We start from the raw sequence: 20,627 nt of genomic DNA, 5'->3' as shown, positions 1-20,627 counted from the left end.
CGGCCTTGACTGTGCCGGGGCGTCTGTCTGTCAGCTTTTTGCTTGGAAATCCGACGGGCCGATGGAATGGCGCCGTAGGCTGTTGCATCATTCCGCCCCTGCAACGCCTTCCCCCACTCAAGGATTTCCACATGGCCGGAGCCAGCCTGCTCACCCTGCTCGACGATATCGCCAGCGTCCTCGACGACGTTTCCCTGATGACCAAGGTCGCCGCCAAGAAAACCGCCGGCGTACTGGGGGACGACCTGGCCCTCAACGCCCAGCAGGTTTCCGGTGTGCAGGCCGAGCGCGAGCTGCCGGTGGTCTGGGCGGTGGCCAAGGGCTCGGCGGTGAACAAGGCGATCCTGGTGCCGGCTGCGCTGCTGATCAGTGCCTTCGCGCCCTGGGCGGTGACCCCGCTGCTGATGGTGGGCGGTGCCTACCTGTGCTTCGAGGGCTTCGAGAAGCTCGCCCACAAGTGGCTGCACAGCGCCGAGGAAGACGAGCAGAGCCATGCGGCCCATGTCGAGGCGCTGGCCAAGACCGACGTGGACGTGGTGGCCTTCGAGAAGGCCAAGGTCAAGGGCGCGATCCGCACCGACTTCATCCTCTCCGCTGAAATCATCGCCATCACCCTAGGCACGGTCGCCGAGTCGTCCTTCGGTGTGCAGGTGGCCGTGCTGGTGGGCATCGCCGCGATCATGACCGCCGGCGTGTATGGCCTGGTGGCTGGCATCGTCAAGCTGGACGATCTGGGCCTCTACCTCAGCCGCAAGGCCAGCCAGGCCGCGCAGAGCATTGGTCGCGCCATCCTGCGTGCCGCGCCCTACATGATGAAAGGGCTGTCGGTGATCGGCACCGCCGCGATGTTCCTGGTGGGCGGCGGCATCCTCACCCACGGCATTCCTGCGGCCCACGAGCCGATCCATCACCTGGCCGAAGCCGCGGGCGCCGCTGGCGTGGTGGTGCCGACCCTGATCAACGGCGTGGTCGGCATCGTCGCCGGTGCGCTGGTGCTGGTGGTGGTGAGCCTGGCCAAGAAGCTGTTCGCCAAGGGCTGATAGCCGCCCATGAAAAACGCCCCGCTGGCATCGCCCGCGGGGCGTTTTCGTTTTCAGGGGCTTCGGGTCGTAGCCCGGGCTTCAGCCCGGGGGGCCGGGGCATCGCGGATGAATCCCCTCCCACAAGGCAGCATCCTGGGTGGGCGCTACTTGCCGAGGTGGGTAGGGCGGGTGAAACCCGCCTTGGTCGAGGTCGCGGGATCAGGCGTTGGGCTTGAAGGCGCAGTAGCCGGGGCGCGGACCGATCCTGGGGTGGTTGCGGCAGGTTTCCGGGCGCTTGTCGTAGATGGTGCACAGGCGCGACTTGCGGTCGAGGAAGTAGCAGTCGTTGTTGGCCATGCGGGCCAGGGTGAAGATGCCCGACTTCTGGTTGAAGCGTTCCACCAGGCCGTCCTTCATCAGGCGCTTGGCGATGTTCTTCGGCGGCTCGCCGCGCTCGAAATCGGCCACCAGCTCCATGCGGATCAGATCGCTGATGCGGGCCTCCACCGGCATGGTGCAGCAACTGGAGACGCAGGCGTGGCACATGCTCTTTTCGTAACGGATCCAGGTTTCGGTGCGATCGATGTCGGCACCGACGATGAGCATGGTTTTCATGGCTTGGGCGCGGGCTTGGGGCTGGGAGGGCGCGCATCATAGCGGGATTGGCGAATTTGTGAACAGTTTGCCGCCGGCCGGCGAGACGATTTCTACTCTCTGTGCGCAATCGGATGAATTTTCTGTGTCTGTGAGATGGCCAGCATTCGTCTGTAGGGAGTGTTCCGTTTCGCTCGATATACTGGCGCGTCGCCATTTACGCCGGGCGGCGCCGTTGAACGTGCAGGGATCTGGCGTTTCTTCTCAATCACTTGGGAATTCAGTGCATGCAATGGATCTTCATGCTGGTGGGTCTGGCCATGGGAGCGGCAGCCGGTGAATCGATCACCGGAGCCCTGCTGGGCGGCCTCCTCGGATTGGGCCTCGGGCAGGCGATCCGCCTGCACGGGCTGAGTACGGAAAACGCCGCCCTGCAGAAGCAGCTGCGCGAGTTCGCGGCCCGTTTCGATGTCGGTACGCAGGCCATCCATGAGCGGCTGCTCAAGGTCGAGCGCAGCGGGGTGCAACCCGCCGCTCCCGCCGCGCCGCCCACCGAGGCGCCCGTGCCAGTGCCGGAAGCGCCCGTCGCCCATGCCCAGGCCGCCGCGCCGGAGAAGCCGGAGCAACCGGTGGACGACAGCGAGCTGGTCTGGGAACTGCCTGCGGAGCTCGAGCCGGAGCCCCTGGTGGTCACCCCCCCACCGCGCCAGCCGGATGTCAGCGACTGGACCCTGGAACCTCTCCCCGAGCCCCTGGCCGAGCCGCTGCCAACGCGCCAGCCGGAACCCATGGTCGCCCGTGCCCCGGTCACCCCGCCCCCACCACCGCCGCCCCGCGAGCCCTCGCTGTTCGAGCGGGGCTTCGAGGCCGCGCGCAACTGGCTGTTCGGTGGCAATACCGTGCTGCGGGTCGGCGTGCTGCTGCTCTTCCTCGGCCTGGCCTTCCTCCTGCGCTATGCCACCGAAGGCATGGTGGTGCCCATCGAGGTGCGCTATGCGGGCGTCGCGGCTGCCGCCATCGCCCTCCTGGGGCTGGGCTGGTGGCTGCGCCGGCGCAACCCCAACTACGGCCTGATGCTGCAGGGTGCGGGCATCGCGGTGCTCTACCTGACGGTGTTCGCGGCGATGCGCCTGCACCCGCTGCTGGACCCGAAGATGGCGCTGATCCTGCTGATCGTGGTGACGATCTGCTCGGCCATCCTCGCCGTGCTGCAGGATGCCCTGGGCCTGGCCGCCGCTGCGGCGCTGGGCGGTTTCGCCGCGCCGATCCTCACCTCCACCGGCAGCGGCAACCATGTCGCGCTGTTCTCCTATTTCGCCCTGCTCAACGCGGGCATCTTCGCCATCGCCTGGTTCAAGGCCTGGCGCCTGCTCAACCTGATCGGCTTCGTCGGCACCTTCGGCATCGGCTTCGCCTGGGGCATGCGCTCCTATAAGCCGGAGCTGTTCGCCAGCACCGAGCCCTTCCTGGTGCTGTTCTTCCTCATGTACCTGGCCATCGGCCTGCTGTTCGCCCGGCGCAAGCTGCGCGAGGCGGCGGCCGCGCCGGATGGCGAGCGTGATGCGCTGCTGCGCTGGTCGGCGCGCCAGGGCGACTACATCGACGGCACCGTGCTGTTCGGCCCGCCCCTGGTCGGTTTCGGCCTGCAGTACGCGGTGATCCACCACATCGAGTTCGGCGCCGCCTTCAGCGCCCTGGCCCTGGGCCTGCTGTACATGCTGATCGCCCGGGTGCTGTCGGGCCGCGCGCCGGGCCGCGCCTTGTTGCTGGTGGAAACCTGCATGGCCCTCGGCGTGGTGTTCGGCACCCTGGCCATCCCGCTGGGCCTGGATGCGCGCTGGACTTCCGCTGCCTGGGCCGTGGAAGGCGCCGGCATCTTCTGGTTGGGCCTGCGTCAGCGCCGGCCGCTGGCCCGCGCCTTCGCCCTGCTGTTGCAGGTGGGGGCGGCCCTGGCCTTCCTCGGCAGCCTGCGCGTGGGCGTCGACAGCCTGCTGGACGGTGCGGCGCTGGGCGCGCTGATGCTCGGCGTGGCGCTGCTGTTCAGCTTCTGGCAGCTGCGCGGTGCGCAGGAGGAAGAGGCGTCCGCCTGGGAACGCAGCGGCTTGCCGGTGCTGGCCTGCAGCGGGCTGGCCTTCCTCTACCTGATCGCGCCGCTGTGCCTGCGCGCCGAAGGCACCGCCATCGTCTGGGCCCTGGCCGGCCTGGCGACCCTCTACGTCGGCCTGCGCCTGGCCTCGCGCACCTTCCTCTTCAGCGCCTTCGCCGTGCAGCTGCTCGGTGGCGCCGTGTTCCTCCTGGGCATGGACCGCAGCGGGCTGGGCAGTGGCAGTGCGCTGGGCTGGAGTGGCCTGGTCACCGCCTCGCTGATCGGCCTGGCGCTGATCGGCGGCATGCTGGTGGCGGCTCGCGACGACATGGTGCGCAACGACAAGCGCCTGCTGCACAGCATGTCCCTGGTGCTGCTGGTGGGCCTGGTGTTCATCAACCTGGCGGTGCTCTTCGTCCTGCCCTGGCGTACGGCCAGCGCGGTATGGGGCGGCAGCGGCCTGCTGATCGTCTGGCTCAGCCTGCACCTGCAGCTGCGCGCCAGCTTCGTCTTCGGCCTGGCGCTGCAGGTGATCGCGGGCCTGAGCTTCCTCGCGGTGAGCCCGTTGCTGCTCGGCCAGTTAAGCACCGAGGGCTTGCGCCCGCTGGCCCACGCCGGCTTCTGGACGCCGCTGGTGCTGTCCCTGGCCGCCCTGGCCGGCGCCTGGCGCCTGCACCACGAGACCCGTCGCGAAGACCCGCGCCTGCAAGGCCTGAGCCTGGGGCACCTGTCGCAACTGCTGCTGGTGTGGAGCGCGGGCTGGTGGACCCTGACCTGGGTCGCCGAGATCGCCCGCTTCGCCGCGCCGGAACTGCAGGTGCCCCTGGTGCTGCTGGCGGCGGCGGTGACCGTGGCGCTGTGGATGCTGCTGGCGCTGCGCACCCAGTGGCGCACCCTGGCGCTGCTCTGCCTGCTGCTGGTGCCGGGTGCGCTGGTGGTGCTGATGCTTGCCTGGAACCCGCATTACCACCCGGCGGCGGACTTCGGCTGGCTGGGCTGGGGCGCGCTGTTCGCGGTGCACCTGCTGGCCCTGCGCAAGCTCCACGGGCTGCTGCCGGAAGGTCCCCGCAGCGCCGCCCACGTGCTGGGTTGCTGGTTGATCCTCGGGGTGCTGGCGCTGGAGCTGCGTTACCTGCTGATGCTGCTGTCCGAGCATTACAACGCCTGGCGCTGGCTGGGCTGGGCCCTGTTGCCGAGCCTCTACCTGCTGCTGGTCACCCGGGTGTCGCGCCTGCCCTGGCCGGTGGTCGCCTTCCCGCGCGAATACCGCCTGTGGGCCGCCATGCCCCTGGCGGCGATGATGCTGGCCTGGTTCTGGATCGCCAACGCCTGGAGCGACGGCAGTGCCGACCCGCTGCCCTACCTGCCGCTGGTCAACCCGCTGGAGCTGGGCCTGCTCTTCGCCCTGCTGGGCGTCTGGCTGTGGCTGCGCGAGAACCTCGGCGAGTTCGGCTTCGACACCAGCATCCAGCGCCTGGCGCCGCAGCTGGTGGTGGGCGCCTCGCTGTTCGCCCTGGCCACGGCCATCGTCTTCCGCAGCGCCCACCACTGGGGCGGCGTGCCCTTCGTGCTGGATGCGCAGCTGGATTCGATGCTGGTGCAGGCCGGCCTGTCCATCGTCTGGACCAGCATCGCCCTGGGCCTGATGATCGGCGGCCACAGGCGCGTGCATCGCGAGCTGTGGCTGGTGGGCGCCGCGCTGATCGCGGTGGTGGTGGCCAAGCTGTTCTTCGTCGAACTGGGTAACCGGGGCGGCCTGGAGCGGATCATTTCCTTCATCGGCGTCGGCGTGTTGCTGCTGGTCGTCGGTTACTTCGCGCCGCTTCCGCCCAAGCGGGCGGCGCCCGAATCGGAGCAGGTCAACGCATGAGCCGTTTCCCCCTCTTGCTGAACATCTGCCTGGGCCTGCTGTGCGTGACACAGCCGGTGCAGGCCCAGGACAGCCTGGACGACTTCGCCGCCCGGGTACCGCTCAAGGTCGAGGGCAATGGCCCCTGGTACCGCGTCGACCTGCCGATGTCGCTGCATTTCCTCGCCCGTCATGCTGACCTGCGTGACCTGCGCATCTTCAACGCCGAGGGCGAGCCCCTGGCCTATGCGCTGGCCCGGGGTGAGTCCCAGGTCACCCGCAGCGAGCAGGAGCTGGAACTCAAGTGGTTCCCCCTGCGCGGCCCGGCCGATACCAGCCTGGGTGCGCCTCGGGTGCGGGTGGAACGCAGCACAACCGGCACCGTGGTCGAGGTGCTGCCGGAAGACCCGGCCGCCAGCGGCGAGCGCCTGCGTGGCTGGTTGCTGGACGCCAGTGGCATGAAAGCGCCCCTGGAGAAACTGGTGATCGATTGGAGCGAGGAGGGTGAAGGCTTCCAGCAGTTCACCATCGAGGCCAGCGACGACCTGCAGAGCTGGCAGTCCTGGGGCACCGGGCAGATCGCCCGGCTGAGCTTCGGCAACGACCATATCTACCAGCGTGAAGTGACCCTGCCCGGGCACAAGGCGCGCTACCTGCGCCTGCTCTGGCTGGACCGCGAAGCGCCGTTGCTAACCGAAGCGCGGGTCACCGGTGCCCGCCAGGAAAGCAGCCCGGCGCCGATGGTCTGGTCCGATCCGCTGCCCGCAGGCAGCCCGGCGGCCGGCGAGTACAGCTGGGACCTGCCCTTGCCGCTGCCGGTGGAGAGCCTGAAATTCTCCCTCGAACAAGCCAATACCCTGGCGCCGGTGCGGCTCCAGGCGCGGAGCAACGACACCGCGCAATGGCAGGCGCTGACCTCCGGGCTGCTCTACCGCCTGCCCAAGGACGGCGAGGAGGTGCTGCACGACCGGCTCGAACTGGACGGCTGGATGCCGGTGCAGCACCTGAAGATGAGCGTGGACCAGCGCGCCGGCGGCTTCGGCGCCAAGGCCCCGACCCTGCAGGTAGGCATGCGTGCGCTGCAACTGGTGTTCCTGGCCCGGGGCACGCCGCCCTATACCCTGGCCGTCGGCAAGCCCGGCGCGGCCAGCGCCGAACTGCCGTTGACCACCCTGGTGCCCGGCTACGGCCCCGGCAGCCTGGCGAAGATGGGCAGCGCCCAGCCCGATGGCGACCTGCGCCTGGCCGAGGCCAAGGCGGTGGTGGTGGCCGAGGAGAAGGGCTCGGCATTGGCCTGGAAGCGCATCGGCCTGTGGGCCGTCCTGTTGCTGGGCGTGGGGCTTCTGGTGCTGATGGCGCTGAGCCTGCTGAAGGGCCAAAGCAAGGGGGGCTGAGGCCGCTCGCTGAGCGAAGTTGTCACGTAGATACTGGCTTTTTGCTGTATCTTGGCGCCGTTGCGCGACAGGGGTCGCGCAACGTTCCTTTGCGTCAGGTACGACCGGTGCTCGACTTCATTTCGCAGCTGCAAGCTGCCCGCCTCTTGGGCCAGTCCTTCTTCGGGCGGCCGGTCATTCGTCGGCTCGCCGTGGGGCGCCCGGCATGAGCATGTGCAGCGGCTCCGGCTGGGCGCTGACCACTCCCGTCCTGTTCACCGGGATGCTGAGCGTCGGCATCATGTTCCTGGCCCGCTGGATCGGCCGCCAGCGCTACTTCCCGGGCCGCGCCAGCTTCGTCGTCCTGCATGTCTGCATTCTCTGGTGGCTGACCACCGCCGGCCTCGAACTGGCCGCCCAGGGCGCCTCGTGCAAGGTGTTCTGGGCCAGCATGGCCTGGCCGGGGATCGTCGCCGTGCCCACGCTCTGGGCGGTGTTCCTCTGGCAATACGTCAACAGCATCCGCGAGCCTCTGGCGCCGCAGCGCTACCTGCCCCTGGCGATCGCGCCGCTGGCGGTATGGGGCCTGGCGCTGCTCAACCCCTGGCAGGCCTTCTATGGCCCGGCCACTGCGCCGGCTTCCAGCCTGCCGGGTGCGCCGGTGGTGTACGAGCACGGCGTGCTGTTCCACGGCACCGCGGTGTACGTCTATGTGCTGATGCTGTTCTGCCTGGCGGTGGTGAGCCGAGCGGTGATCACCAGCCACGGCCTGCATCGTCGCCACTACCTCGCCTTCGCCGTGGTCACCTGCGTGCCCTGGGCGGCCAACATCAGCTACGTGGTGTTCGGCTGGACCCTGTTCGGCTTCGACCCGACGCCCTTCAGCTTCGCCTTCACCCTGCTGGCGTTTTCCTGGCTGATCCTCGGTGTGCGCCTGTTCGACCTGTTGCCGGTGGCGCGCCACCTGTTGTTGGAGGAGCTGCCCGATCCGGTGCTGGTGATCGATGCCAAGGGCCGCGTGATCGAGGCCAACCCCGCCGCGCTGCGCCTGGCGGGCTTGCGTAACGGCTGGCAGGGCAGGGCGCTGCTGGGCTGGCCGGTGATCGGCGTCGAACTGCATGGCCTGCTGCAGGCGCAGGCCGGTGGCGAGCCGATGCTGACCCTGGGCGAGCCGCCGCGTTACTTCGAGGTGCGCGCCCGGGCCATCGAGCGGGTCACCCGCACCGGCAGCCATGTGCTGGGGCGGATGGCCTACTTGCGCGAGGTGACCGAGCGCCACCGCAGCGAGCTGCAACTGGCTGAGGCCCTGGCCCTGAGCGAGCAACGCCTGCTCACCATCTCCAGCCTGCACGAGCAGCTGCAGGAGCAGGCCCTCTGCGACCCGCTCACCGGGCTCTACAACCGCCGCTACCTCAACGAATTCTTCGCCCGCGAGCAGGCCCGCAGCCTCCGTGAGGAAACCCCCATCGCCCTGGCCCTGATCGACCTGGATCACTTCAAACAGCTCAACGACCGCCACGGCCACCTGGTGGGCGACGACGTGCTCAAGGGCGTCGCCGGCTTCCTGGAATGCAGCCTGCGCAGCACCGACGCGGTGTTCCGCATCGGCGGCGAGGAGTTCCTGCTGATCCTGCCCGGGGCCGACAGCGAAGAGGCGCGCCTGCGCCTGGAAGCCATCCGTCGCGAACTGGCCGATACCGGCCTGGCCACCCGTGGCGGCAAGCTGCACGTGACCCTGTCCGCCGGCCTGGCCATCTGGCCCAGCCAGGGGCAGAGCCTCGACGAGCTGCTGCAGGTGGCCGATGCCGCGCTGTACGACGCCAAGCGCAACGGCCGCAACCAGGTCTGCGCGCTGGCCCGGGTGAGCCTCTGAGCCGTCGCTGAACCAGTTGGCGTTTGCTGCGTCAGATGATTCTGCGTGCCGCCCAGAAGGCCTCCGGCGCCTCTGCTCCGGGCATTGCAGAAGGCTGCCGAGCGGCTTGCAGCATTGCGGCGCGAGTCGCGCTAAACTGCGCGCGTTTTTACTTCCCCTCTGGAGCCTCTTCCATGTCCCGCGTAACCCTGAGTCGCTATCTGATCGAGCAGACCCGTAGCCACAACACCCCTGCCGATCTGCGCTTCCTCATCGAGATCGTGGCGCGTGCGTGCAAGGAAATCAGCCATGCCGTTTCCAAGGGCGCCCTCGGCGGCGTGCTCGGCAGCATGGGCACCGAGAACGTACAGGGCGAGGTACAGAAGAAGCTCGACGTGCTCTCCAACGAAATCCTCCTGGAAGCCAACGAGTGGGGCGGCCACCTGGCCGGCATGGCCTCCGAAGAGATGGACAACGCCTACCAGATCCCCGGCAAGTACCCCAAGGGCGCGTACCTGCTGGTATTCGACCCGCTGGACGGCTCTTCCAACATCGACGTCAACGTCTCGGTCGGCACCATCTTCTCGGTGCTGCGCTGCCCGGACGAGTACCTCTCCCAGAACGATAGCCTCAACGAGCAGGCCTTCCTGCAGCCGGGCACCAAGCAGGTGGCCGCCGGCTACGCCATCTACGGCCCGCAGACCATGCTGCTGCTGACCCTGGGCGACGGCGTCAAGGGCTTCACCCTGGACCGCGAGCTGGGCAGCTTCGTACTGACCCACGACGACATCCGCGTGCCGACCGCCACCGCTGAATTCGCCATCAACATGTCCAACCAGCGCCACTGGGAAGCCCCGGTTAAGCGCTACGTGGACGAGCTGCTGGCCGGCAAGGAAGGCCCGCTGGGCAAGAACTACAACATGCGCTGGATCGCCTCCATGGTGGCCGACGTGCACCGCATCCTCACCCGTGGCGGCCTGTTCATGTACCCCTGGGACGCCCGTGAGCCGGAGAAGCCCGGCAAGCTGCGCCTGATGTACGAAGCCAACCCGATGTCCTTCATCATCGAGCAGGCCGGCGGCGCCTCCACCGATGGCCGTCAGCGCATCCTCGATATCCAGCCCACCTCCCTGCACCAGCGTGTGCCGGTGTTCCTGGGCTCCAAGGAAGAAGTCGAGCGCGTTACCGGCTACCACCAGGAATAAGCCATGCAGCCCTGGCAGCCGTTGCTCGACTGGTGGTTCGGCGATTTCGCCGACGCTGCCGAGACGGCTGCCGCGCGCCAGGGCCTGTGGTTCGGCAAGCGCGACAGCCAGGACCAACACGCCCGCCAGTGCTTCGGCAGCCAGGTGGAGCAGGCGCTGGACGGCGGCCTGGCCGACTGGGCGGAACAGCCCGAGGGCTGGCTGGCGCTGATCCTGCTGCTGGACCAGCTGCCGCGCATGCTCTTCCGTGACCAGCCCCGCGCCTATGCCGGCGACAGCCGTGCCCTGGCACTGGTGCGCGACGGCATCGCCCGGGGCCTGGATGCGCAGCTCACACCAATCCGCCGGGTGTTCGTCGAGATCGTCTTCGAGCACGCCGAGGACTTGGCCACCCAGGAACTGGCCGTGCAGCGCTACACCGCCCTGCGCGATGCCGTTTCCCCTGCCGAGCGCGAGCTGTTCGACGACTTCCTCGACTACGCCGTGCGCCACCACGCGGTGATCGCCCGTTTCGGCCGCTTCCCCCATCGCAACGCCATCCTCGGCCGTGCCTCCAGCGTCGAGGAAGCCGCTTTCCTCAAGGAACCCGGCTCGCGCTTCTGACTCCAATGGGCATTCCCCGTGGCGCTGTGCCAAGCTTGCCGCGGTATTCCCCACACCACGGAGTCATTCATGCAACTGCGCATCCTCGCCCTGCTGTCCGTCTGCGTCGCGCTCGTCGCCTGCAACAAGATCAACCAGGAGAACTATTCGAAGATCAAGGCCGGCATGGCCAAGGCCGAGGTCGAGCAGATCATCGGCGAACCCACCGAGTGCTCCGGCGCCGTGGGCCTGACCAGCTGCACCTGGGGCGACCAGAAGGCCTTCATCAGCATCCAGTTCGCCGGCGACAAGGTGATGATGTACCAAGGGCAGGGCCTGAAATGATCCGTCTTGCGCTGCTGCTTGGCGCGCTGCTGCTGGCCGGTTGCGCCGGCTCCAGCGAGCCCGCTGCGCCACCGCGCACGGTGGGTTCGGTGGATCTGCAACGCTACCAGGGCACCTGGTACGAACTGGCGCGGTTGCCGATGTTCTTCCAGCGCCATTGCGCACAATCCGAAGCCCACTACAGCCTGCAGCCGGATGGCGCGGTCGGCGTGCTCAACCGTTGCCGTACCGCCGAAGGCGAATGGCAGGAAGCCCAGGGCCAGGCCGTGCCCCAGGTCGCCGGGCAGACCGACAAGCTCTGGGTGCGCTTCGATAACTGGTTCAGCCGCCTGGCGCCGGACCTCACCAAGGGCCAGTACTGGGTGCTTTACCTGGACGACGGTTACCAGACCGCGCTGGTGGGCCACCCGGACCGCACCTACCTCTGGTTGCTGTCACGCGCTCCCGAGGTGCCGGAGCACACTCGCGCGCACCTGCTGAAGCTGGCCCGCGACCAGGGTTACGACACCGATGCCCTGATCTGGCGTACGCCGGACGACGAGATGCCGCGCTGAGGGTCACCCCAGCAGCGCGCGCAGCGTGTCGGCGAACTCTCGGGCCGTCGCCTCTTCCTCGGGGTGACGGCCGTCCTGCACCACCCAGCGCCCCGCCACCATCACATCGCGTACCTGACGATCGCCGCCGGCGAACAGCCAGCGGTTGAGCAGCGCATCGTCCGCAGCGGTGGCGAGGTAGGGGTCGTTGCCATCCAGCACCAGCCAGTCCGCGCGCCTGCCCACTTCCAGGGCACCACCGGGCTGCCCCAGTGCCTGGGCGCCGCCGGCCAGGGCGGCCTGGTAGAGGGCGTCGCCCACGCGCGGCTGGCCGGGCTGGTGCAGGCGGTTGCGGCGTTGATCGCGCAGGCGCTGGCCGTATTCCAGCCAGCGCAGTTCTTCCACTGGGCTCACCGACACATGGCTGTCGGAGCCGATGCCGAAGCGCCCGCCCGGGCCAGGTAGTCCACCGCCGGGAAGATGCCGTCGCCCAGGTTGGCCTCGGTGGTCAGGCACAGGCCGGCCACCGCGCCGCTGCGGGCCATCGCCTCGACCTCGTCGGCTTCCGCGTGGGTGGCGTGGACCAGGCACCAGCGCGGATCCACGTCGACGTTCTCGTACAACCACTGCAACGGGCGGCGGCCGCTCCAGGCCAGGCAGTCGTCCACTTCCTTGCGCTGCTCGGCGATGTGGATGTGGATGGGGGCATCGCCCGCATCCGCCGCCAGCACGGCGTCGATCTGCTGCGGGGTGACCGCGCGCAGGGAGTGGAAGCAGGTACCCAGTATCTGGTCGGCCGGCAGTGCCTCGCGCAGGCGCTGCTGCAGGGCGAGGTAGCCGTCGGTGCCGTTGATGAAGCGGCGCTGGCCGTCATTGGGCGCCTGGCCGCCGAAGCCGGAATGGCTGTAGAGCACCGGCAGCAGGGTCAGGCCGATGCCGGTGCGACGGGCGGCCTGGCTGATGCGCAAGGCCAGCTCCGCCGGGTCGGCATAGGGGCGGCCGTCGCGGTCGTGGTGCAGGTAATGGAATTCGGCGACGCCGGTGAAGCCCGCCTTGAGCATCTCGATATAGAGCTGCCGGGCGATCACTTCCACCTGCTCCGGCTGCATGCGGCCGACCAGGCGGTACATCAGGTCGCGCCAGGTCCAGAAGCTGTCATTGGGGTCGCCCGCCACTTCGGCCAGCCCCGCCATGGCGCGCTGGAAGGCGTGGGAGTGCAGGTTGGGCATCCCCGGCACGACCGGGCCTTTCAGGTGTTCGGCGCCATCGGCCGTGGCGCCCGGCTCGACGCGGCTCAGGCGGCCGTCCGCGGCCACCTCGAAACGGACGTCCCTGGCCCAGCCCCGGGGAAGCAGGGCTCGTTCGGTGAAGAAGGCTGGCATGATTGGCGACCTGCGAAGGTTGTTATTTGTATATACATATACAGACGTATATCGAGACCGTAAACTCGTCCAGACCCCCGGCCGCCCCCGCCGGGCACGCCGCCAAGGAGTGATCCCCGTGCCCAACCCGTCCGTCGACATCCCGTCCTTCGCCGTCCAGCCCGGCGAGGCGCCCGCGCCGCTGTACGCCCGCGTCAAGCAGATGATCTGCCGGCAGATCGACGACGGCACCTGGCCGCCGCACCACCGCGTGCCTTCCGAGAGCGAGCTGGTCAACGAACTGCGCGTCAGCCGCATGACCGTCAACCGCGCGCTGCGCGAGCTGACCGCCGAGGGCTACCTGGTGCGCATGCAGGGTGTCGGCACCTTCGTCGCCGAGCCCAAGGGCCAGGCGGCACTGTTCGAGGTGCACAACATCGCCGAGGAAATCACCGCGCGGGGCCATGCGCACCGCTGTGAAGTGATCGCCCTGGGCGAGGAGCTGGCCGGTTCCGAGCGCGCCCTGGCGCTGGATGTGCGCGAAGGCCAGCGGGTGTTCCACTCGGTCATCGTGCATTTCGAGAACGACGTACCGGTGCAGATCGAGGACCGCTACGTCAACGCCTCGGTGGCGCCGGACTACCTCAGGCAGGACTTCACCCAGCAGACGCCCCACGCCTACCTGTCCCAGGTCGCGCCGCTCACCGAGGGCGAGCACGTGGTCGAAGCCATCCTCGCCGAGGCCGACGAATGCCGGCTGCTGCAGATCGAGCGCGGCGAACCCTGCCTGCTGATCCGCCGCCGTACCTGGTCGGGCCGCAATACCGTGACCAGCGCGCGCCTGCTCTACCCCGGCTCGCGCTACCGCCTCGAAGGGCGGTTCGGCTCATGAGTGCGCCCCAGGTCCTGCGCGCGGTCGACTACCCGCGCATGCCGTGGAAGAACGGCGCCGGCTCCACCCAGGAAATCCTCCGCGACGGCGGCGCCGACCTCGAGGGTTTCGGCTGGCGCCTGTCCATCGCCGATGTCGGCCAGCCCGGTCCCTTTTCCGCCTTCACCGGCTACCAGCGCGTCATCACCGTACTGGAGGGTGACGGCATGCGCCTCGTGGTGGATGGCATGCCCTCTCGCGAGCTGAAGCCCGGCGACGCCTTCGCCTTCGATGGCGGCAGCCGCGTGGAGTGCGAGCTGCTGGGTGGCGCCATCCGCGACTTCAACCTGATCTACGCCCCGCAACGCTTCGGCGCTCGCCTGCAATGGCAGCGCGTCAACGGGCCGCTGCGCCTGTTCAGCTCCGCCCGCACCCTGGTGCTGTTCAGTGCCGGTGAGGGGCTGGATGTGCAGGTGGGCGGCGAGGCGCTGCACCTCGGCCGCCATGACTGCCTGCACCTGGAAGGTGACGGGGCCTTGCGCGAACTGGTGCTCGACGCCCTGACCGTGGTGGATTGCTGCCTGATCGAGCTGCAGCCGCGCTGATCCCGTTGGGTCGTACATGACAACCCAGGTTGGCGCCGAGCAGCGAGGCGCCAACGGTGCATCGCCTGATTTGGCTCGGCTCTGCTGCGGCCAGCTGCCTGCCTCGGCGAAACGCCTCCCGGCCCAGCCTGCGTTTCCCTCCCCCTGTTTCGCCGCTGCGTTACCGAACGCCCCATTAGCGTGCATGAAACGCTGCGCTTCGCCCCACAAGCGCGCCCCGGTAACAGGTCGGCTACTTTCCCTTCTGCTCGTCATCGATTCTCCGTCCACTGCCGAGGCCCATGTCGTTCGCTGCTTCCAGGGGTTCTGCGCGAGCAGCTGAAGCCTGTTTCGCCGAACTGGCCTTCCACTTGCATATGCTTGTATGTACAAGTTCATATGTGTGTAGATATCCGGGCACGATTCCCGTCCCTCTGCACCCCACGCCTCCCAGGAGCCTGCCATGACCAAATTCCGTGATGTCGAGATCCGCGCCCCGCGCGGTACCCAGCTCAACGCCAAGAGCTGGCTGACCGAAGCGCCGCTGCGCATGCTGATGAACAACCTGGACCCGGAAGTGGCCGAGAACCCCAAGGAGCTGGTGGTGTACGGCGGCATCGGCCGTGCCGCGCGCAACTGGGAGTGCTACGACGCCATCGTCCGCACCCTCAAGGAGCTGAACGAGGACGAGACCCTGCTGGTGCAGTCCGGCAAGCCGGTCGGCGTGTTCAAGACCCACGCCAACGCCCCGCGCGTACTGATCGCCAACTCCAACCTGGTGCCGCACTGGGCGACCTGGGAACACTTCAACGAACTGGATGCCAAGGGCCTGGCCATGTACGGCCAGATGACCGCCGGCAGCTGGATCTACATCGGCAGCCAGGGCATCGTCCAGGGCACCTATGAAACCTTCGTCGAGGCGGGCCGCCAGCATTACGACGGCAAGCTCGCCGGTCGCTGGGTGCTCACCGCCGGCCTCGGCGGCATGGGCGGCGCCCAGCCCCTGGCCGCGACCCTGGCCGGCGCCTGCTCGCTGAACATCGAGTGCCAGCAGAGCCGCATCGACTTCCGCCTGAAGACCCGCTACGTCGACGAGCAAGCCAAGGACCTGGATGACGCCCTGGCGCGCATCGCCACCTACACCGCCGAAGGCCGCGCCATCTCCATCGCCCTGCACGGCAACGCCGCCGAGATCCTCCCCGAGCTGGTGCGCCGTGGCGTGCGTCCGGACATGGTCACCGACCAGACCAGCGCCCACGACCCGCTCAACGGCTACCTGCCGGCCGGCTGGACCTGGGAGGAGTACCGCGACCGTGCACAGAGCGACCCGGCTGCCGTGGTCAAGGCCGCCAAGCAGTCCATGGCCGTGCACGTGCAGGCCATGCTCGACTTCCAGAAGCAGGGCATCCCCACCTTCGACTACGGCAACAACATCCGTCAGATGGCCAAGGAGGAGGGCGTGGCCAACGCCTTCGACTTCCCCGGCTTCGTCCCGGCCTATATCCGCCCGCTGTTCTGCCGCGGCGTCGGCCCGTTCCGCTGGGCGGCGCTGTCCGGTGACCCGCAGGACATCTACAAGACCGACGCCAAGGTGAAGGCGCTGATCCCCGACGACGCCCACCTGCACCGCTGGCTGGACATGGCCCGCGAGCGCATCGCCTTCCAGGGCCTGCCGGCGCGCATCTGCTGGGTCGGCCTGGGCCAGCGCGCCAAGCTCGGCCTGGCGTTCAACGAAATGGTGCGCAGCGGCGAGCTGTCGGCGCCCATCGTCATCGGCCGCGACCACCTCGACTCCGGCTCGGTCGCAAGCCCCAACCGCGAAACCGAGGCCATGGCCGACGGCTCCGACGCCGTGTCCGACTGGCCGCTGCTCAACGCCCTGCTGAACACCGCCAGCGGCGCCACCTGGGTGTCGCTGCACCATGGCGGCGGCGTGGGCATGGGCTTCTCCCAGCACTCGGGGATGGTCGTCGTCTGCGACGGCACCGACGAGGCCGCCGCGCGCATCGCCCGCGTGCTGACCAACGACCCGGGCACCGGCGTGATGCGCCATGCCGACGCCGGCTACCCGATCGCCATCGACTGCGCCCGCGAGCAGGGCCTCAACCTGCCGATGATCGGCAAGGGGGAATGAGCATGTTCGACCTCCATCTTCTGCCCGGCCGACTGACCCTGGCCCAGCTGCGCCAGGTCCATCTCGGGCCGGTGCGCGTGAGCCTGGACGCCAGCGCCGACGCGCCTATCGAGGCCAGCGTCGCCTGCGTCGAGCGGATCATCGCCGAGGACCGTACCGCCTACGGCATCAACACCGGCTTCGGCCTGCTGGCCTCCACCCGCATCGCCCGCGAGGACCTGGAGAAGCTGCAGCGCTCCCTGGTGCTGTCCCATGCCGCCGGTGTCGGCGAGCCACTGGACGACGCCCTGGTGCGGATGATCATGCTGCTCAAGGTCAACAGCCTGGCCCGTGGTTTCTCCGGCATCCGCCGCAAGGTGATCGACGCGCTGATCGCCCTGATCAACGCCGAGGTCTACCCTCACATCCCGCTCAAGGGCTCGGTGGGCGCCTCCGGCGACCTCGCCCCCCTGGCGCACATGTCCCTGCTGCTGCTCGGCGAGAGCCGCGCCCGCCACGAGGGCCAGTGGCTGCCGGCCACCGAGGCCCTGGCCATCGCCGGGCTGGAGCCGCTGACCCTCGCCGCCAAGGAGGGCCTGGCCCTGCTCAACGGCACCCAGGCCTCCACCGCCTATGCGCTGCGCGGGTTGTTCGAGGCCGAGGACCTGTTCGCCGCCGCCACCGTCTGTGGCGGGCTCAGCGTCGAGGCCATGCTCGGTTCGCGGGCGCCCTTCGATGCGCGCATCCATGCCGCCCGGGGCCAGCGCGGGCAGATCGACGTCGCCGCCGCCTACCGCTCGCTGCTCACCGAGAGCAGCGAGGTGGCGCGCTCCCATGCCCAGTGCGACAAGGTGCAGGACCCCTATTCCCTGCGCTGCCAGCCGCAGGTGATGGGCGCCTGCCTGACCCAGATGCGCCAGGCCGCCGAGGTGCTGGAGGTCGAGGCCAACGCCGTTTCCGACAACCCGCTGGTGTTCGCCGAACAGGGTGACGTGGTTTCCGGTGGCAACTTCCACGCCGAGCCCGTGGCCCTGGTCGCCGACAACCTGGCCCTGGCCATCGCCGAGATCGGCTCGCTCTCCGAGCGGCGCATCTCGCTGATGATGGACAAGCACATGTCGCAGCTGCCGCCCTTCCTGGTGGCCAACGGCGGGGTCAACTCCGGCTTCATGATCGCCCAGGTCACCGCTGCCGCCCTGGCCAGCGACAACAAGGCGCTGGCCCATCCGCACAGCGTCGACAGCCTGCCCACCTCGGCCAACCAGGAAGACCACGTCTCCATGGCGCCGAACGCCGGCAAGCGCCTCTGGGCCATGGCCGAGAACGTGCGCGGCATCCTCGCCGTGGAGTGGCTGGGCGCCTGCCAGGGCCTGGATTTCCGCGAAGGGCTGAAGAGCTCGCCGAAGCTGGAGGAGGCCCGCGCCCTGCTGCGGGGCCAGGTGCCCTACTACCAGGAGGACCGTTTCTTCGCCCCGGACATCGAGGCCGCCAGCGCGCTGCTGGCCAGCGGTTGCCTCAATGCGCTGATGCCGGAGGGCCTGCTGCCGAGCCTCTGAACTCACCCCAGCGGGCCGTGCGCTCGGCCCGCCTGACACAACAAGAACAAGGAGTGGTTATGAACGCGATCATCCTGGCCGTACTGGTCATGGTTGCACTGTGCATGCTGAGGGTCTCGGTGGTCTTCGCCCTGATCGCCTCGGCGCTGGTGGGCGGGCTGTTTGCCGGCCTGCCGATGGAAACCGTGGTGAAGTCCTTCAACGAAGGCCTGGGCGGCGGCGCCCCCGTGGCCCTGGCCTACGCGACGCTGGGGGCCTTCGCCATCGCGTTGTCCCGTACCGGCCTGTCCCAGCGCTTGTCCGCCAACCTCACCGACCGGCTGGGCGAGGGCGGCGGGCGCTTCATCAAATGGGCCATCCTGCTGTCCATGGTGCTGGCGGGCATCGCCTCGCAGACCCTGGTGCCGGTGCACATCGCCTTCATCCCACTGCTGGTGCCGCCCCTGCTGCACGTGATGAACCGCCTGCAACTGGATCGCCGGGCGGTGGCCTGTGCCATCACCTTCGCCATTACCACCACCTACATGACCTTGCCCCTGGGCTTCGGCGCGATCTTCCTCAACGACATCCTGGTGGCCAACATCAACGGCGCCGGCAGTGGTCAACTGGTGTCCCGCGAGATGGCGCCGGTGGCCATGCTGATTCCGGCGCTGGGCATGGTCTTCGGCCTGGCTCTGGCGTTGCTCTGGAGTTACCGCCAGCCCCGCGCCTATGCCGACCGTCCGGTCGCGGGCGAGGAAGGGGAGGCCCCGGCGCGCCTGTCCCGCCGGCAATCGGCGATGGTGCTGCTGGCGCTGGTACTGGCCCTGGTGGTGCAGCTCTGGACCGGCTCGATGGTGTTCGGTGGCCTGGTGGGGTTCTCGCTGGTGTCCATGAGCGGGGTGATCCGCTGGAACGAACAGGACGGGGTCTTCCTCCAGGGCATGCGGCTGATGGCCCTGGTGGGCTTCATCATGATCGCCGCCTCGGGGTTCGCCGGGGTGATGAAGGCCACCGGCGAAATCCAGTCCCTGGTGGCCCATTCCGCCGAACTGGTGGGCGGCAACCGCGCCCTGGCGGCGTTCATGATGCTGGTGGTGGGGCTGCTGATCACCATGGGCATCGGCTCGTCCTTTTCCACCGTGCCGATCATCGCCGCCATCTACGTGCCGCTGGCCGTAGGCTTCGGCTTCTCGCCTCTGGCGACCCTGTCCCTGGTGGGCACCGCTGCGGCCCTGGGCGATGCGGGGTCGCCGGCGTCCGACTCCACGTTGGGGCCGACGGCGGGGCTGGCCGCCGACGGCCAGCACGATCATATATGGGGCACCGTCATACCGACTTTCCTGCACTTCAACCTGCCTTTGCTGGCCTTCGGCTGGGTGGCGGCGATGGTGCTGTAGAGGGGGACTTCAATCCGTCAGGCCACCGCCTGGAGCGGTGACCGCTGTGAGGCCGCGCTGCAGGTAGGCGCGGTGTGGATCGCCCTGCTGGTCATTGCCTGGTTCATCTGGGTGCGGCCGGGCGCTGGTGAGGGGCGGCAGGAGATGCCGCCCGTGTTGAGTCTGGATGACTGAGTGGTCGTACGCGGGATGAGCGGGGCGCCTGGGCGAACCCGCCATCCACGAGAATTCGTCGTCGCCGACGTACGGGAACCGGCTCTGGCCGGTTTCCTGCCCGGAAGCCGATGGCCTGCCCTCCGGGCATTTGCTCTGCCTTAACCCTTACCAAGTTCGAGGAGCGTCGGAACATGCGATTCAACAAGAAAGTGCTGGGCCTGGTGTGTGCCGTGGGACTGCTGGCGGGCCATGGGACCGCCCAGGCCGAAAGCTGGTGCGGAGCCGGCAAGCCGGTGAAGTTCGCCGGTCTCAACTGGGAGAGCGGCATGCTGCTCACCGACCTGCTGCAGGTCATCCTCAAGCAAGGCTACGGCTGCGAGACCGACAGCCTGCCGGGCAACTCCATCACCATGGAGCAGGCCCTGGGCAACAACGACATCCAGATCTTCGCCGAGGAGTGGATCGGCCGCAGCGACGCCTGGAACAAGGCCGAGAAGGCCGGCAAGGTGGTGGGCGTGGGCGCACCGATCGTCGGTGCCGTGGAAGGCTGGTACGTGCCGCGTTACCTGGTGGAGGGTGACGCCAAGCGCGGCCTGGAAGCCAAGGCGCCGACGCTCAAGGCCATCGCCGACCTGGGCCAGTACGCCGAGCTGTTCCGCGACCCGGAAGAGCCGTCCAAGGGCCGCTTCTACAACTGCCCGGCCGGCTGGACCTGCGAGCTGGAGAACAGCGAGATGCTCAAGGAGTACGGCCTCGAGGACAGATTCACCAACTTCCGCCCCGGCACCGGCCCGGCGCTGGATGCCGCGGTGCTGTCCAGTTACCGCCGTGGCGAGCCTATCCTCTTCTACTACTGGTCGCCGACACCGCTGATGGGCCAGGCCGACCTGGTGAAGCTGGACGAGAAGCCCGGCGTCGACAAGCGCGTGACCATCCAGGTGGGCCTGTCGAAGACCTTCCACGACGAGGCGCCTGAGCTGGTGGAGATGCTCAAGAAGGTCAACCTGCCCATCGACCTGCTGAACCAGAACCTGGCGCGCATGGCCAAGGAGAAGATCGCCTCGGACAAGCTGGCCAAGGCCTTCCTCAAGGAGCACCCGGAAATCTGGCACGCCTGGGTCAGCGAGGATGCGGCGAAGAAGGTCGACGCATCGCTCTGACGCCTG

General features: G+C 68.5%; 15 protein-coding genes and 1 pseudogene. 14 read left to right on the top strand and 2 right to left on the bottom strand.

The genetic code is table 11. The annotated features are described in order from the left end of the window. Positions 1 to 131 precede the first annotated feature (131 nt). Complete coding sequence (locus ACXI0U_RS21730; protein ID WP_431482856.1) at positions 132 to 1,040, top strand: DUF808 domain-containing protein; 909 nt, start codon at positions 132 to 134, stop codon at positions 1,038 to 1,040. A 201-nt stretch (positions 1,041 to 1,241) separates the two neighbouring features. Here ACXI0U_RS21730 and ACXI0U_RS21725 read toward each other — a convergent pair whose 3' ends face one another. Continuing rightward, positions 1,242 to 1,637, bottom strand: coding sequence for a YkgJ family cysteine cluster protein (locus ACXI0U_RS21725; protein ID WP_043240585.1), 396 nt, complete (start codon positions 1,635 to 1,637; stop codon positions 1,242 to 1,244). A 299-nt stretch (positions 1,638 to 1,936) separates the two neighbouring features. Between ACXI0U_RS21725 and ACXI0U_RS21720 the strand changes: the two genes are divergently transcribed. The 7 genes from ACXI0U_RS21720 (at position 1,937) to ACXI0U_RS21690 (ending at position 11,462) form a co-directional block, all read left to right on the top strand. Next, positions 1,937 to 5,572 (top strand): DUF2339 domain-containing protein, encoded by a 3,636-nt coding sequence (locus tag ACXI0U_RS21720; protein ID WP_479551111.1) that lies wholly within the window; start codon positions 1,937 to 1,939, stop codon positions 5,570 to 5,572. Further along, on the top strand, positions 5,569 to 6,945 hold the full coding sequence (locus ACXI0U_RS21715) for a DUF3999 domain-containing protein (protein WP_479550794.1): 1,377 nt from the start codon (positions 5,569 to 5,571) through the stop codon (positions 6,943 to 6,945). The genes ACXI0U_RS21720 and ACXI0U_RS21715 overlap by 4 nt, the downstream gene beginning before the upstream one ends. A gap of 205 nt (positions 6,946 to 7,150) precedes the next feature. Then, positions 7,151 to 8,797, top strand: coding sequence for a histidine kinase N-terminal 7TM domain-containing diguanylate cyclase (locus ACXI0U_RS21710; RefSeq protein WP_431482854.1), 1,647 nt, complete (start codon positions 7,151 to 7,153; stop codon positions 8,795 to 8,797). A gap of 173 nt (positions 8,798 to 8,970) precedes the next feature. Then, positions 8,971 to 9,981: a class 1 fructose-bisphosphatase gene (locus tag ACXI0U_RS21705; RefSeq protein WP_021221208.1), complete on the top strand. Its 1,011-nt coding sequence runs from the start codon at positions 8,971 to 8,973 to the stop codon at positions 9,979 to 9,981. A gap of 3 nt (positions 9,982 to 9,984) precedes the next feature. Continuing rightward, positions 9,985 to 10,584, top strand: coding sequence for a DUF924 family protein (locus tag ACXI0U_RS21700; protein ID WP_479550793.1), 600 nt, complete (start codon positions 9,985 to 9,987; stop codon positions 10,582 to 10,584). A 69-nt stretch (positions 10,585 to 10,653) separates the two neighbouring features. Continuing rightward, complete coding sequence (locus tag ACXI0U_RS21695; protein WP_021221206.1) at positions 10,654 to 10,908, top strand: hypothetical protein; 255 nt, start codon at positions 10,654 to 10,656, stop codon at positions 10,906 to 10,908. Continuing rightward, positions 10,905 to 11,462 carry a lipocalin family protein gene (locus ACXI0U_RS21690; protein WP_479550792.1) on the top strand — a complete coding sequence of 186 codons (558 nt, stop codon included), beginning with the start codon at positions 10,905 to 10,907 and terminating at the stop codon, positions 11,460 to 11,462. Before ACXI0U_RS21695 ends, ACXI0U_RS21690 begins: the two co-directional genes overlap by 4 nt. Positions 11,463 to 11,465: 3 nt before the next feature. On the opposite strand, the pseudogene ACXI0U_RS21685 reads toward ACXI0U_RS21690, so the two are convergent. Next, positions 11,466 to 12,823 (bottom strand): annotated as a pseudogene (locus tag ACXI0U_RS21685) (formimidoylglutamate deiminase). 202 nt (positions 12,824 to 13,025) lie between these two features. On the opposite strand from ACXI0U_RS21685, the gene hutC reads away from it, so the two are divergent. The 6 genes from hutC (at position 13,026) to ACXI0U_RS21655 (ending at position 20,621) form a co-directional block, all read left to right on the top strand. Next, positions 13,026 to 13,694: a histidine utilization repressor gene (gene hutC, locus ACXI0U_RS21680; RefSeq protein ID WP_479551110.1), complete on the top strand. Its 669-nt coding sequence runs from the start codon at positions 13,026 to 13,028 to the stop codon at positions 13,692 to 13,694. Next, the gene (locus ACXI0U_RS21675; RefSeq protein ID WP_479550791.1) at positions 13,691 to 14,278 is read left to right on the top strand and encodes a HutD/Ves family protein; all 588 of its coding nucleotides are present in this window, start codon (positions 13,691 to 13,693) and stop codon (positions 14,276 to 14,278) included. The genes hutC and ACXI0U_RS21675 overlap by 4 nt, the downstream gene beginning before the upstream one ends. Positions 14,279 to 14,720: 442 nt before the next feature. Next, positions 14,721 to 16,391, top strand: coding sequence for a urocanate hydratase (gene hutU / locus ACXI0U_RS21670; protein ID WP_479550790.1), 1,671 nt, complete (start codon positions 14,721 to 14,723; stop codon positions 16,389 to 16,391). Positions 16,392 to 16,393: 2 nt separating this feature from the next. Further along, a complete protein-coding gene (gene hutH / locus ACXI0U_RS21665) occupies positions 16,394 to 17,926 on the top strand; it encodes a histidine ammonia-lyase (RefSeq protein WP_479550789.1) in 1,533 nt (510 codons plus the stop codon). A gap of 59 nt (positions 17,927 to 17,985) precedes the next feature. Continuing rightward, complete coding sequence (locus ACXI0U_RS21660) at positions 17,986 to 19,305, top strand: Na+/H+ antiporter family protein (RefSeq protein WP_236204357.1); 1,320 nt, start codon at positions 17,986 to 17,988, stop codon at positions 19,303 to 19,305. 347 nt (positions 19,306 to 19,652) lie between these two features. Then, positions 19,653 to 20,621: an ABC transporter substrate-binding protein gene (locus ACXI0U_RS21655; RefSeq protein ID WP_111262792.1), complete on the top strand. Its 969-nt coding sequence runs from the start codon at positions 19,653 to 19,655 to the stop codon at positions 20,619 to 20,621. Positions 20,622 to 20,627 lie beyond the last annotated feature (6 nt).

This window comes from Pseudomonas sp. C9D1, assembly GCF_056491235.1.
The sequence above is the reverse complement of the archived record's forward strand: the minus strand, read 5'-3'. Positions and strand labels throughout refer to the sequence as shown.